The sequence below is a fragment of the Aggregatibacter actinomycetemcomitans DSM 8324 genome (genome assembly GCF_000372365.1).
GTDB lineage: Bacteria > Pseudomonadota > Gammaproteobacteria > Enterobacterales > Pasteurellaceae > Aggregatibacter > Aggregatibacter actinomycetemcomitans.
Map to the genome: position 1 here is coordinate 1 of NZ_AQUU01000022.1, position 12,105 is coordinate 12,105.

At 41.7% G+C, this 12,105-nt stretch carries 17 protein-coding genes, 1 rRNA gene and 2 pseudogenes; 11 read left to right on the top strand and 9 right to left on the bottom strand.

Features of this window, described 5'->3' with window-relative positions; translation table 11 throughout:
- Window positions 1–388 precede the first annotated feature (388 nt).
- From A3CS_RS0110320 to A3CS_RS1000000111765, 4 genes are read left to right on the top strand one after another with little or no spacing between them, the layout of a single operon-like run.
- Window positions 389–1,075, top strand: coding sequence for a VirB8 family type IV secretion system protein (locus A3CS_RS0110320; RefSeq protein ID WP_019518465.1), 687 nt, complete (start codon window positions 389–391; stop codon window positions 1,073–1,075).
- A 1-nt stretch (window position 1,076) separates the two neighbouring features.
- Entirely contained in the window at window positions 1,077–1,934 is an 858-nt protein-coding gene (gene virB9 / locus A3CS_RS0110325) for a P-type conjugative transfer protein VirB9 (protein ID WP_019518466.1), read from the top strand.
- A 9-nt stretch (window positions 1,935–1,943) separates the two neighbouring features.
- A complete protein-coding gene (locus tag A3CS_RS0110330; RefSeq protein WP_019518469.1) occupies window positions 1,944–2,843 on the top strand; it encodes a TrbI/VirB10 family protein in 900 nt (299 codons plus the stop codon).
- A gap of 10 nt (window positions 2,844–2,853) precedes the next feature.
- Window positions 2,854–3,000 carry a TrbM/KikA/MpfK family conjugal transfer protein gene (locus A3CS_RS1000000111765; RefSeq protein WP_233143754.1) on the top strand — a complete coding sequence of 49 codons (147 nt, stop codon included), beginning with the start codon at window positions 2,854–2,856 and terminating at the stop codon, window positions 2,998–3,000.
- A gap of 76 nt (window positions 3,001–3,076) precedes the next feature.
- On the opposite strand, the gene A3CS_RS0110335 is transcribed toward A3CS_RS1000000111765, so the two are convergent.
- Window positions 3,077–3,361 carry a hypothetical protein gene (locus A3CS_RS0110335; RefSeq protein WP_019518470.1) on the bottom strand — a complete coding sequence of 95 codons (285 nt, stop codon included), beginning with the start codon at window positions 3,359–3,361 and terminating at the stop codon, window positions 3,077–3,079.
- On the bottom strand, window positions 3,358–3,525 hold the full coding sequence (locus A3CS_RS1000000112075; RefSeq protein WP_019518471.1) for a hypothetical protein: 168 nt from the start codon (window positions 3,523–3,525) through the stop codon (window positions 3,358–3,360). The genes A3CS_RS0110335 and A3CS_RS1000000112075 overlap by 4 nt, the downstream gene beginning before the upstream one ends.
- A gap of 279 nt (window positions 3,526–3,804) precedes the next feature.
- On the opposite strand from A3CS_RS1000000112075, the gene A3CS_RS1000000112420 reads away from it, so the two are divergent.
- The 4 genes and pseudogenes from A3CS_RS1000000112420 to A3CS_RS1000000112425 form a co-directional block, all read left to right on the top strand.
- The gene (locus A3CS_RS1000000112420; RefSeq protein ID WP_005555907.1) at window positions 3,805–3,936 is read left to right on the top strand and encodes a hypothetical protein; all 132 of its coding nucleotides are present in this window, start codon (window positions 3,805–3,807) and stop codon (window positions 3,934–3,936) included.
- Window positions 3,920–4,600 carry a ParA family partition ATPase gene (gene parA, locus A3CS_RS0110350; RefSeq protein ID WP_233118992.1) on the top strand — a complete coding sequence of 227 codons (681 nt, stop codon included), beginning with the start codon at window positions 3,920–3,922 and terminating at the stop codon, window positions 4,598–4,600. Before A3CS_RS1000000112420 ends, parA begins: the two co-directional genes overlap by 17 nt.
- Window positions 4,593–4,832 (top strand): hypothetical protein, encoded by a 240-nt coding sequence (locus A3CS_RS0110355; RefSeq protein ID WP_005541739.1) that lies wholly within the window; start codon window positions 4,593–4,595, stop codon window positions 4,830–4,832. The genes parA and A3CS_RS0110355 overlap by 8 nt, the downstream gene beginning before the upstream one ends.
- A gap of 52 nt (window positions 4,833–4,884) precedes the next feature.
- A pseudogene (locus tag A3CS_RS1000000112425) lies at window positions 4,885–5,082 on the top strand (hypothetical protein); the annotation flags it as partial.
- On the opposite strand, the pseudogene A3CS_RS0110360 reads toward A3CS_RS1000000112425, so the two are convergent.
- Both A3CS_RS0110360 and yihA read right to left on the bottom strand, forming a co-directional pair.
- Window positions 5,058–5,318, bottom strand: a pseudogene (locus tag A3CS_RS0110360) (magnesium chelatase domain-containing protein); the annotation flags it as partial. The pseudogenes A3CS_RS1000000112425 and A3CS_RS0110360 sit on opposite strands and share 25 nt — an antisense overlap.
- Window positions 5,319–5,432: 114 nt before the next feature.
- Complete coding sequence (gene yihA / locus A3CS_RS0110365; protein ID WP_005548244.1) at window positions 5,433–6,047, bottom strand: ribosome biogenesis GTP-binding protein YihA/YsxC; 615 nt, start codon at window positions 6,045–6,047, stop codon at window positions 5,433–5,435.
- 132 nt (window positions 6,048–6,179) lie between these two features.
- On the opposite strand from yihA, the gene A3CS_RS0110370 reads away from it, so the two are divergent.
- Window positions 6,180–7,055, top strand: a complete 876-nt coding sequence (locus tag A3CS_RS0110370; protein ID WP_005548245.1) for a VirK/YbjX family protein — start codon at window positions 6,180–6,182, stop codon at window positions 7,053–7,055.
- A gap of 95 nt (window positions 7,056–7,150) precedes the next feature.
- Here the strand turns inward: A3CS_RS0110370 and trmL are convergent, their stop codons facing one another.
- The 5 genes from trmL to metN all read right to left on the bottom strand — a co-directional run bounded on the left by trmL (window position 7,151) and on the right by metN (window position 10,930).
- Window positions 7,151–7,627 (bottom strand): tRNA (uridine(34)/cytosine(34)/5-carboxymethylaminomethyluridine(34)-2'-O)-methyltransferase TrmL, encoded by a 477-nt coding sequence (gene trmL / locus A3CS_RS0110375; RefSeq protein WP_005548246.1) that lies wholly within the window; start codon window positions 7,625–7,627, stop codon window positions 7,151–7,153.
- Between the two features lie 118 nt (window positions 7,628–7,745).
- Window positions 7,746–8,243 carry a YbhB/YbcL family Raf kinase inhibitor-like protein gene (locus A3CS_RS0110380; RefSeq protein ID WP_005548247.1) on the bottom strand — a complete coding sequence of 166 codons (498 nt, stop codon included), beginning with the start codon at window positions 8,241–8,243 and terminating at the stop codon, window positions 7,746–7,748.
- 105 nt (window positions 8,244–8,348) lie between these two features.
- Entirely contained in the window at window positions 8,349–9,191 is an 843-nt protein-coding gene (locus A3CS_RS0110385) for a MetQ/NlpA family lipoprotein (RefSeq protein ID WP_005548248.1), read from the bottom strand.
- A gap of 34 nt (window positions 9,192–9,225) precedes the next feature.
- Window positions 9,226–9,903 carry a methionine ABC transporter permease gene (locus tag A3CS_RS0110390; RefSeq protein ID WP_005548249.1) on the bottom strand — a complete coding sequence of 226 codons (678 nt, stop codon included), beginning with the start codon at window positions 9,901–9,903 and terminating at the stop codon, window positions 9,226–9,228.
- Window positions 9,893–10,930 carry a methionine ABC transporter ATP-binding protein MetN gene (gene metN / locus A3CS_RS0110395; protein ID WP_005548250.1) on the bottom strand — a complete coding sequence of 346 codons (1,038 nt, stop codon included), beginning with the start codon at window positions 10,928–10,930 and terminating at the stop codon, window positions 9,893–9,895. The genes A3CS_RS0110390 and metN overlap by 11 nt, the downstream gene beginning before the upstream one ends.
- 196 nt (window positions 10,931–11,126) lie before the next feature.
- Between metN and gmhB the strand changes: the two genes are divergently transcribed.
- Both gmhB and A3CS_RS0110405 read left to right on the top strand, forming a co-directional pair.
- Window positions 11,127–11,684: a D-glycero-beta-D-manno-heptose 1,7-bisphosphate 7-phosphatase gene (gene gmhB, locus A3CS_RS0110400; protein ID WP_005548251.1), complete on the top strand. Its 558-nt coding sequence runs from the start codon at window positions 11,127–11,129 to the stop codon at window positions 11,682–11,684.
- Window positions 11,685–11,966: 282 nt separating this feature from the next.
- Window positions 11,967–12,105 (top strand): 16S ribosomal RNA (locus tag A3CS_RS0110405); the annotation flags it as partial.

Below are 12,105 nucleotides of genomic sequence, written 5' to 3' on the forward strand. Positions count from 1 at the left end.
GGAATAGGCGGAATCTTTAGTGGAGCTAAAAATTCTGTACTAAATACCGTCCGTTTTGGTATGGGAGCTGCCGGCACAGGATACAGTCGCGCACCGACCGCTTACAAGGTCGGTAGTGCAATACATCGAACGGTGCGGGCAGTCGCTAATTCAGTAAGGAATCGCGCCGGCAAGTCTTAACTTTTCCCGTTATTTTTCATTATGCAATTTACTTTGTAGAGGTTTTTACACTTAAAAGAGAGGTTTTTATGCAAAAAATATACAAATTATGCTTATTTTTTGTGCTTTTTAATCTGGTCGGTTGTTCGTCAAGTTGGCCGGATGATTTAAAAGGTACATCCTTTGAACCTGTTAATAAAACAATGCAACCGCAAGGAGAACATAAAAAATGACCAATATCGAACAAGACATTCTTGACCAAAATCGGGATTTAGAAGCCAAAAACCAGGAGAACATCGAAAAATCGGAAGCCCGCGCCTGGAAAGTGGCCAGAGTATCCTGGCTGATTAGCTTCGTTCTCGGTGCGGTCATTGTCAGTATTTTACCGTTGCGCGAGGTTGTGCCATTTCTGATTCGTGATAACGGTACGGGTATTCCTGACGTCATTACTCGTTTGGATGTGGAAACGTTGACCACGGATGACGCCATGGATAAACATTTCATCAGTCAATATATCAAAACACGTGAAGGCTATTATTTCAACACCTTGCAACAAGAATATGAACTTACGCAAATGATGAGTAGTGACGACGTTGCCAAAGACTACCGCAATATTTACGAAGGTAAAAATGCGCGTGATCAGCTTTTAGGTAACAGCAATACAGTTAAACCTGAAGTCATTTCAATTGTGCTATCTAAAACGGATGTCGGTACGGATGGTCAGGCTAATAATATTGCCACTGCCCGCGTTCGCTTAATTCAACGCAACCTTTCAAGTGGCGAAGAAACGGCAAAAAATATCGTAGTTTCTTTAACATACGAATATTTACCGGTAAAAAATATGATTGAAGGGTTCCGTATGGATAATCCATTAGGATTTATCGTGACACATTACCGGGTAGATAATGAGGCTTAATATGCGAATTTTAATCTGTTTATTACTTATCGTGTTTGGTACAGAAACTTATGCAGCCAGCACACCTATAAAATCAAAATATGATAACCGTATTCAGTCACAAGTTTATAACGCTTTAGATGTCACAAAGGTTTATGCAAAAGATGGATTTTCTACCGTAATCATTTTTGCCGATGATGAACGTATTCTATACAAACACACCGGTTTTAAAGACGGTTGGGATATTACCGATAATGATAATTTTGTATTGATTAAACCAATGGCGGTAAAACAACAAAGCAGTGAGGGCGAAAACTATTTTGAACCGACCCCGGGGCAGTGGAATACGAACTTGTTTATTAATACTAATAAACGCACGTACTCCTTTGATTTAATACTCGTACCGGAAAACTCAACGTCATCATATCAGGTAAATTTTTCCTATCCGACGGAGAAACAAAAACAGTTAGCCGCACAACGTCAAAAGAATAAACGCGAACGTGAACAACAAGCGATTGAAAAATCTTTGCAAAGCACTAAAACACCGAAAAATTGGGATTATGTAATGAAAGTTAAGGCCGGCAGTGAAACCATTACACCAAACTATGCTTATGATGACGGTATTTTTACTTATCTTGGATTTGCCCCAAATAAAACTTTTCCGGCGGCGTTCTTATTAGAAGGTTCCACGGAAAGTCTATTAAATACTAACGTAAAACAAGATGGTAATTATCAGGTATTAGTCATCCAAAAAACGGCTGAAAAACTGGTATTACGTAGCGGTGAAAAAGTTGTAGGCATTTACAATCAAAGTTACGGAAAAACACCGGTAACTTATAACACGACCATTTCACCAAATGTGGCAAGAGACGAACGATAGGAGGCAGAGATGAACGATAACAAAACCATTCAGCCGACGGATGACAAAACGGAAACCGATTATCAACCGGAAGTCAGCAAAATTGCCAAACGCGGTAAAAACCAAAATCTATTTATTTTTCTGATTATTGCACTGCTTGCCGTGGCGTTTTTGGGTTATTCCTTTTTGAATAAAAAGGATACGCAACCGGCACAGGTTAAGGAAAAAGAAGAATTCGGTACGACGGTGCGTTCAAAAACATTTACGGCACCACCGGCAGAAATCCCGGCGATTTTAAATCCGGAACCACAACCAATGCCTACCGCAACCGCTCCAGTAGAAAATCATAGAACGACAGAGGCGTTAGATATGCCATCCGCCCCACGTTTAATCAAAGGATTGTCTCCGGGTACTATCGATGGCGAAACGTTACAAGCCGTTTCAGATGTTCAGAATACAGATACAACTGACACGGTAACTAACCAACCACCGGAACCGGCAAAAGGCGATATATTTGAAGATAACGTCAGTACGTTTAAAGCAGGTAAAGCCCATAAACTCCCGGTCAATGCCAATTTACTGTTGGCAAAAGGCACGTTTATACAATGTTCCTTACGCACAAAACTTGTTTCCACTGTGGCCGGCAATCTAGGCTGCGTTGTGGCAAACGATGTATATAGTGCAAACGGTACGGTATTACTGATTGAAAAAGGCTCTACCGTATTCGGTGAATTCCGTAATGGTCAGATCCAACAAGGCGAAGAACGTTTATTTGTGGTTTGGAGTGAAATCCGTACACCGAAAAATATCATCATCAACATTAATTCCGGTGCAACGGACGAATTAGGCGGAACCGGTATTCCGGGCTATGTAGATAATCATTTCTGGGAACGTTTCGGTAACGCCGGAATGTCATCCGCCGTTAAATAAGTTCTATTCAATTCGGGCTAAAAAACCGCACGAAACATTAAAGAAACGTCGTAATTTCCTAAAGCTGTGTCCGGATTCCAATGAGGATTCTATCAATCAAGCATTATCGACTAAATGCGCCCGTAAGCCGTTTAGTCGGAAATGTATGTTTAAATAAAGCATAAATACACATAAAAAAATAAAAGCATAAATTAATATTTATGCTTTTATTTTTTATGACGTGAAACGCCAAGCTATATCACAAATTCCCGCCCTTTCGCCAGGAACGCAGAAATATAAACCACATCATCGCGCACAATAAATTTTACACTATGTCCGTTCTTAACCGTGTAGATATGAAATCGATCGTCATTATAGGCGGTCGCTACATAGGATAGTTTTTGGGTCAGCTCTCTAATTTCCCGGTGAAAGCGAAAAGACACTTCCTTGCTTTGACTATCATACAAAATAAAGCGAGCTTTTTCTAAAAGCTGCTGCTCCGCTTCTTCCGTCCAAACTACGGTGTAATCCAGTTTCATTTTAAGTCCAATACTTTTTCCAGGTTAGCTAACACTTCTTCATTGGATTTAACTTTAATTTCTCCGTTATCTAACCGAGCAAAAAACAATGCTTCTTCGGAAAGTGTCACTTTCTGCGGTAGATAGTCGTCTTTGCGGTAGGATTCTTGCATATTTAGGCTCATAATAATTTCCTCGCTAAAAAGTTAGTCATAATCATAGATAAAACCGGTAACAATAGCAACTCATTAGCATAAAAACATATTTACGCAAAAACGCAAATATGACTATTTTAGCGCGTAAAAACAAATATGTTTTTATGTAAAAATATAAAAAAATAAATATTGATTTATGTTTTTATGTTTGGTATAGTTATTCCCGTGGTAACACAAAAAAGAAACCTCTGATAGCGGTCACTATCAGAGGTCGGTACATAACTCATATCCCAGCAAGGAGTACAAATTATGAAACTTAATCATATCATTATCTCTCTTCTTATCGCAAGACAAACCGGCAGACCGGTACACATTCCGGCGATGAAAGGCAAGGAATTTGCCGAATTCATGTCATTGTTACGCGTTGCATTACAATCTTAATTCTTTAAGGAGACCCTTTATTATGAAAGTCATATCCGTATTAAGTCAGAAAGGCGGTAGCGGTAAAAGCACGCTTTCTATCAATATTGCCCGCAGCCTGCAACTTAAAGGTTTTGATGTCGCATTAATTGATACCGACCCGCAAGCGTCCGCGCGTGAATGGAATGCGCTTGCCGGTGATGATTTTTTCCCGGTGTTTGCTTGTGATAAAGGGCTCTCCGAAAAAGAAATCCGTGCGCTTGGTCGCCAAGCGGATTTTTTAATCATTGATGGTGCGCCACGTATTGAAAAAGCCATGACCGATTCGATTAAACTTGCCGATTACATTCTGATCCCACTGAAACCATCACAATTTGATATTTGGGCATGCAAAGATTCGATAGAGCTAGTGCAAGCACGTATGCAAATTGATGATAAGCTCAAAGCCGGGTTAGTCATCAGTCAAACGAATAAGCAGACAAATTTAGCTAAAGAAGTTATTGAATTTATCAACGAAAACTTTGAAATACCGTTATTAAAGGGTAGTACGGCGGTACGCGTCAGCTATGCAGAAGTCTTAAGTTCCGGTAATACGGTTTTTGAAAGTCAGTCTAAAGAAGCGAAAGCAGAGATTAATCAAATCACAAATGAAATTTTAACTGCACTAGGAGTTCAATATGAGTAAATTAACAAAAGGCACACTAAGCAAATCCGGGCTTTCTATGGGTAGCATTGAAAAAACGGCTATGCCACAGCTCAAAGAGGAAGTAACTATTGCCGAACAACGAACTACCATCATGATTCCGGTGGATGTTTACAAAGCAGCGAAGAAATATGCGTTACTTAATGATATTAAGTTGAAAGAGTATTTTAATGACTTACTTAGTAAGGATTTAAAAGAAAAAGGCATGTTATGAATATTTATACAAAAGCATAAATATTTGTAAGCATAAAAATGGAAAAGTGAACATGAATACTGTAAATGAACTAAAAAAAGTATTGGATTCGAAGCGTCCGCTTGACCCGGTTACGACAAAATCTTTACAAGATGATTTTATGTTGCGTTATAACCAAGCGTCTAATGCGATTGAAGGCAACCAGCTCACTTTAATTGAAACCCGGGTATTATTAGAAAATGGGATTACGGCCAAGGGGAAATCGAAGCGTCCTCCTTCTTTGGGTAAATCGGCGGGGGCGAGATTGACGGTAACGCGTTTGGCGGGGTATCTGAATTCGGCGTTGAGTAAGGCGCTACGCACCCGATCTTGGGCTTCTTTGACGGTTTTTTCCGGCAAGCCGACGAGAGTGAAACCGGGTTTACCGTTACTTAAATGCACTTCAATGGTGACCAACGGCGCCTGAACGCCCATGGATGCGCGGCTGTAAACGATGGCTAAAGACATGTTTGGCTCCGTAATACTGAACAGGGAATGCGGAGCGACAACATAAAAAAAGTGTGAAATGAAAGAAATTCATACCGCACTTTTTTGCGATCGGGATCGCAGAAATCGTCTTTTTTAGGCAAAAACCGGTGCAAACCACCCGTCTAATGTTGCCGCCAGACGATCGATACCGGTTCGTTTTAACGCAGAAAAGGCTTCTACCTGAATGTCGCCCCGGAACGGTAAAATCGCTTCACGCACCATTTTCATCTGTTTACTGCGTTCGCTTTGGCTTAATTTGTCCGCTTTGGTTAATAGCAATAACACCGGCAATTGAGATGCCACTGCCCATTCAATCATTTGCTGATCCAAATCTTTAAGCGGATGACGAATATCCATCAAAATCACGATACCGGCAAGGCATTCGCGTTTTTGTAAGTACTCGCCCAGTGCCTGCTGCCATTGCAATTTCATTTGCTCCGGTACGGCGGCATAACCATAGCCCGGCAAATCCACCAATTTACATTGCGGTTCCACTTCAAATAAATTAATGAGCTGGGTGCGTCCCGGCGTTTTAGAGGTGCGGGCAAGGTTTTTTTGATTGGTTAAGGCGTTCAGCGCTGTGGATTTCCCCGCGTTGGAGCGACCGGCAAAGGCGATTTCAATGCCGGTGTCTTCCGGCAAACTTTTCAGATTAGGCGAACTGGTTAAAAAATGGGTTTTGTGATAATTCAGTTTAATATACGACATGGTTTTCTCGTGTTCAACAATGATAATTTGGCGGCTAGAATACTTTATCGACACGAAAAAAACGATAAAAAAATGCAAAAAAGAAGGGATTATGCGAAAATACGCCAATTTTTTATTCTGTAAAAACTAAACATGACCGAACAACGTCCTTATCAATGGCCTGATCCGTTTTTGTTATATCCGGATCAAGGTAAAAAATCTTATCGTATGAAGCGTTTTCGCTATCATTTACGTTCGCTGTTACACTGGCAAACTATTAAAAAATTTGAGCGTTTTGTAAACCAAAATCCGTTGTTGGTGATGTTGCTCAATGCGCGCCCGGGTTTTAGTTACCCCTTGGTTCATCGCTTTTTGGATAAGCGTTTTAACTCACGGCAGCGTTTTGAAGAAATGTGCGCCAACCTGACATTTTTACCGGAAAAACTAACCGCACTTCACCTCCCACCTTTATGGCAACAGCCGATTTGTTTCGGCGAAGTGATTCCCGATTTTGAATTATATTTAACGATAAACGATTATCAGGCGATGGAAGGTTATTGGGCGTTGGAGTTGCGCTATAAGCCGACGCAGGAATTGGTTTATTTGCTGACCTTCGGGCGGGTACAAAAAGCCTTACTGATCGCCGTGATTCAAGGTCCGAACTTTGAAGGTTCAAAGGAAATGGTGAAATCACTGACCAAAAAATGTCACGGTTTACGTCCGGCCTATTTGATGGTGGAAGCCATGAAAGCCTTCACTCATGTTCTGGGCTATACCGCTTTGTGGGGAATTCCGCATAAATATCAAAACAAATCCCGTATCGTGCAAAGCAAACGTTATGTGGTGGATTATGATGCGATTTTTGCCGAATCTGCAGGAACGTTAAAAGAATATTGGGAATTGCCGTTACATTTTGAAACCAAGAATATGAATGATATTCCGAGCAACAAACGCTCGATGTATCGCAAGCGTTACGCCATGTTGGCACAATTGCAGGAAAATATGGCGGAAGCACTGAAAGTGCGGTAGGCATTTGAGTTAAAAAACATCGTAAAAAAACACCGCACTTTTAAAGACATTTAAGCCCATCACAGGATGGGCTTTTTGCTATCAGTTTAAATGTGTTATCGGTTTATATTCACCGCGCCCTCATAACCCAGCTGGCGCCAGGCTTCGTACACGGTGACGGCAACGGAGTTGGAGAGATTCATACTGCGACTGTTGGCTGTCATGGGGATGCGGATTTTTTGTTCCGGCGGCATACTGTTTAAAATGTCCATTGGAATGCCACGGGTTTCGGGGCCAAATAGTAAATAATCACCCAGTGAGAATTTCACTTCGCTGTGCGCCGGTGTGCCTTTGGTGGTGAGTGCAAACAGGCGTTTGGGTTGTTCGCTTTGTAAAAATGCTTCAAACGTTTTGTGCTTTTTGATTTCCGCGAATTCGTGATAATCCAAGCCGGAACGGCGTAGTCTCTTGTCGTCCCAGGTGAAGCCCAAGGGCTCGATTAAATGTAACCGAAATCCGGTGTTGGCGCATAAACGAATGATATTTCCTGTGTTTTGCGGAATTTCCGGTTCGTATAAAACAATATCTAACATGATGTTCTCGGTGGAATAAAAATAAACGGCTAATTATAAGCATAAACCTTGCCGGCTAAAAGCGCTCATAAAAAATCCTCAGCACAACGCGAGGATTTGATGGCTGATTTTGGGCGGATTAAACGTTATACCAGCCCACCAAATAGGCTTCAGCCAAAATATGCCCCTGCATGGCGTAATGTAAGTCATTGAAGCGAAAGCCCTGTGGTAGGTTCAGTTTGGTATCAAGTGCATACACATATAGTTCATACCGATGATTGGAATTTGGCGGCGCCATGCCGCCGTAGGCGGAGGCTTCTTTAATGTCGAATTTGCCTAGCACGCTTGCCCAGCTGTTTGCCCCTTGTACAAAATCCGTGGCGGTTTGGCTTTCATTTTCCCGCACGGAAGTGCGTGCTAAATCGGCAATTAACCAGTGGATCCAGACAAAGCCTGAAGCCGTGATGGCATCTTTGTCTTCCAGCACCACGGCGAAGGATTTCGTGTCGGCGGGCGCATCGGTGATTTCAAAAGGAATGGAGTAGGTAGGCATACCGTTTGGGCTGAATTGACTGCCCCGTTTTCCGTATTTGTCGGCGAAATGCCCGTTTTCAATGGCTAAACTGGTGACTTTCATCTTAATTTTCTCCTTAAAAAACACTCAAAAGAATAACCGCACTTTTTGCCCTGATGGGCTGAAAAGTGGGGGCATATTTTACGGTGTTTTTCGCGGGGCTTCAAATTACCAGCCTTTTACCACGCCGTCTTTAAAGTGTTTTTTCGCTTCTTGTTCCACTTCCGGGGTTTGGTAGGCTTTCACGAAAGCCTGTACGGCTTTGCTGTCTTTGTTATCGGTCCGTGCCACGATAATATTTACATACGGTGAATCTTTATCTTCCACAAATACGCCGTGATCTTGCGCATTTAAGCCTACTTGACCGGCGTAGTTGTTATTCACTACCGCCAAATCAACGTCATCTAAGGCACGTGCCGCAACGGAGGTATCCACTTCTTTGATTTGTAAATTTTTCGGATTTTCAATGATATCTATAGAAGTGGAGAACAGGTTGGTCGGATCTTTTAATTTAATTAACCCTTGTTTTTCCAATAGAATCAACGCACGGGCAAGATTACTCGGATCATTTGGTACTGCAACTACAGCGCTGTCTTGTAAATCATTTACATTTTTGATTTTTTTTGAATAGCCGGCTAACGGGTAAACGAAGGTATTACCCACGATCACTAAGTTGTTCAATCCTTTCGCTTGGGAATCTTTGTCTAAATACGGTTTATGTTGCATTGCGTTAACGTCTAAATCACCTTTAGACACTGCAGTGTTTGGCAAGGCGTAGTCATTGAATAAAACGTATTCTACGTCTAAGTTGTATTTTTCTTTTGCCACTTTCGCTGCGATTTCAGCCACTTGGTGTTCCGGTCCTGCCATCACGCCCACTTTGATTGTTGCCGGGGCTTCTGCCGCCGGTTTGTCTGCCGGTGCGGCTTCCGGTTTTTTCTCTTCATTACAAGCCGTTAAGGCGAATACGGAGGCTAATGTTGCGACGCCTAATAATTTTTTCAAGTTCATAAAAGATCCCCTTTTTATGTCAGTGTGAAGTTAACTAACGATGATCGACACGTTTTGCCAAGTCATCGCCAAGTTTTTGTGAAATCATGACGAATACCACAATAATAATGGTGGCGACCCATTTTACATAGGTCATATTGCGATATTCACCGTAGTTAATGGCAAGGCTGCCTAAGCCACCGCCGCCGACGATACCTGCCATGGCGGAATAGCCCACAAGGGTGACCAGCGTCAGGGTGATGCCGTTAATGAGTGTTGGCAAAGCTTCCGGCAAATAGAATTTACGGATAATCTGCCAATTGGTGGCGCCCATGGCTTTTGCTGCTTCCGTTAAGCCTTTTGGAATTTCAACCAAGGCGTTGGCGGTTAAACGCGCCACAAACGGCATGGCACAAATACTCAGCGGAATAATGGCGGCAGTGGTGCCGAGGGTGGTGTTCAACACAAAACGGGTAAATGGCAACAAAATAATTAACAGAATAATGAATGGAATTGAACGTCCGATATTAATCACGATGTTGAGTATCAGATTTAAGCGGGCATTTTGTAAAATTTCGCCTTTGCCGGTCAGGAATGTCAGCACACCGAAGGGTAAACCGACGATCACCGCCAGAAACGTGGAAGCAAAGCTGATATACACGGTTTCATAAGTGGAAACCCACACTGTTTGCCACATTTGGGGCGTAAGTTGCGTTAAAAAATCATTCCACATAGCCTAGCACCTCAACGCGTACGTTATTTTCCATTAAATAGATTTTTGCTTGGGTAATGGCGTCTTCATCACCTTCCACTTCCGCCACGGTAAAACCGAATTTCACCCCGCCGACATATTCAATTTGTGATGTTAAAATGCTTAATTCCACCCCGAATTTTTTTGAGGTCTGCGATAACAAAGGCGCATCTACGGAGCGGCCGGTAAATTCAAATTTAATAATCGGGTAGGATTTTGCGTGTTTTGGCGTTTGTAACAGATTATCTAGATACTCGTCAGGTAAATTGACGTTGAAGGTAGAACGAATAAATTGTTGTGCCAGTTCGGTTTTCGGATTGGAGAAAATATCACTGACGGAACCTTGTTCCACTAATTTTCCTTGATCGATAATCGCCACCGAATCGCAAATGCGTTTGACCACATCCATTTCGTGCGTGATTAACAGGATTGTGATACCTAAAGTGCGGTTGATTTCTTTTAACAATTTTAAAATGGATTGTGTGGTTGCCGGATCCAGCGCGCTGGTAGCTTCGTCGCACAATAACACTTTCGGATTACTGGCGAGTGCGCGGGCAATGGCGACGCGTTGCTTTTGACCGCCGGATAAATTCGACGGATAAACATTTCTTTTATCACTTAAGCCGACTAAAGAAAGTAATTCGTTGACTTTGCTTTCAATATTTTCTTTTGGCGTATTTTCTAATTCTAAAGGCAGGGCGACATTGCCGAAGACGGTACGGGAGCTTAATAAATTAAAATGTTGAAAGATCATGCCGATATTACGGCGTTCTAACACGAGTTCCGCATCGCTGAGTTGGGTGAGATCGTTGCCGTCAATGATCACGGCTCCCATGGTCGGTTTTTCCAACAGGTTAACGCAACGAATTAAGGTGCTCTTGCCGGCACCGGATGCGCCGATAACACCACAGATATATCCTTTCGGAATATCTAAAGAAACGTTATCAAGTGCGGTCAGTTTTTTGCCTGAAACGTCGAAAATTTTACTTACATTCTGTAGCTTAATCATATAAGCCCTTTTTGGTGTTTAATTTTTTATCGAAAGGAGCTTTGTATTCTAGACGTCTAGAATGCTATGTCAACATTTATCAGCTATATTCTTATAATTATTTGTTTCCATTTTAGGACAAAATGGCAGAAGGTTTGCACGACATAAAAATAAAGCAGATAATCAGCAAAATAATTTATGGACAGGATGAATAAAAATGAAAAAAGCGGTTTTTTTGGATCGTGACGGTACGCTCAATATTGACTATGGTTATGTGCACGAAATTAATCATTTTCGTTTTATTGACGGCAGTATTGAAGCATTAAAAAAATTAAAAAACATGGGTTATTTATTGGTGTTGGTCACAAATCAATCGGGAATTGCCCGAGGCTATTTTACGGAGCAACAATTTTTGCAACTGACGGAATGGATGGATTGGTCGTTGGCTGATCGTGGTGTCGATTTAGATGGAATTTATTACTGCCCGCACCATCCTGAGGCAAAAATTGCTGAATTTAAGCAAGATTGTGATTGTCGTAAACCAAAATCAGGCATGTTATTGCAAGGGATTAAAGAACTGAATATTGATCCGAGCAGATCTATTATGATCGGCGATAAAACAGTAGATCTTTTGGCGGGGAAAGGGGCGAAAATAGGTACGACTATCTTAGTACGTACGGGTAAAGAGGTCACGTCGGAGGGAGAAAAGGAAGCCGATTATGTGCTGGATTCTATCGCGGATCTGCCCGGGCTAATTTCTGCACAAAAGATCTAAAAAATAACCAGTTGAAAATATTTTTAAATTTTTAGTAAAAAAGTACTTGCAAGGTAAGGATAAAAGCCTATAATACGCCGGCACAACGACGCGCCGTTGTAGGTTTTTATAAACAGCGCGTCGTTTTTTGTTCTTTAACAATCAATCATACAAACTGTGTGGGCACTTATAGATTCGTTTTAGATAATTTTAAGATTGAACTTAATAGGTGCCGGAAGATTCGTTTATTTATATTATTTATAATAGATTAATTAAGTCAGCTATTGAGGGATTAAGCTTTTTGAATTGAAGAGTTTGATCATGGCTCAGATTGAACGCTGGCGGCAGGCTTAACACATGCAAGTCGGACGGTAGCAGGTAAGTACTTGTACTTATGCTGACGAGTGGCGGACGGGTGAGTAATGCTTGGGAATCTGTCTTA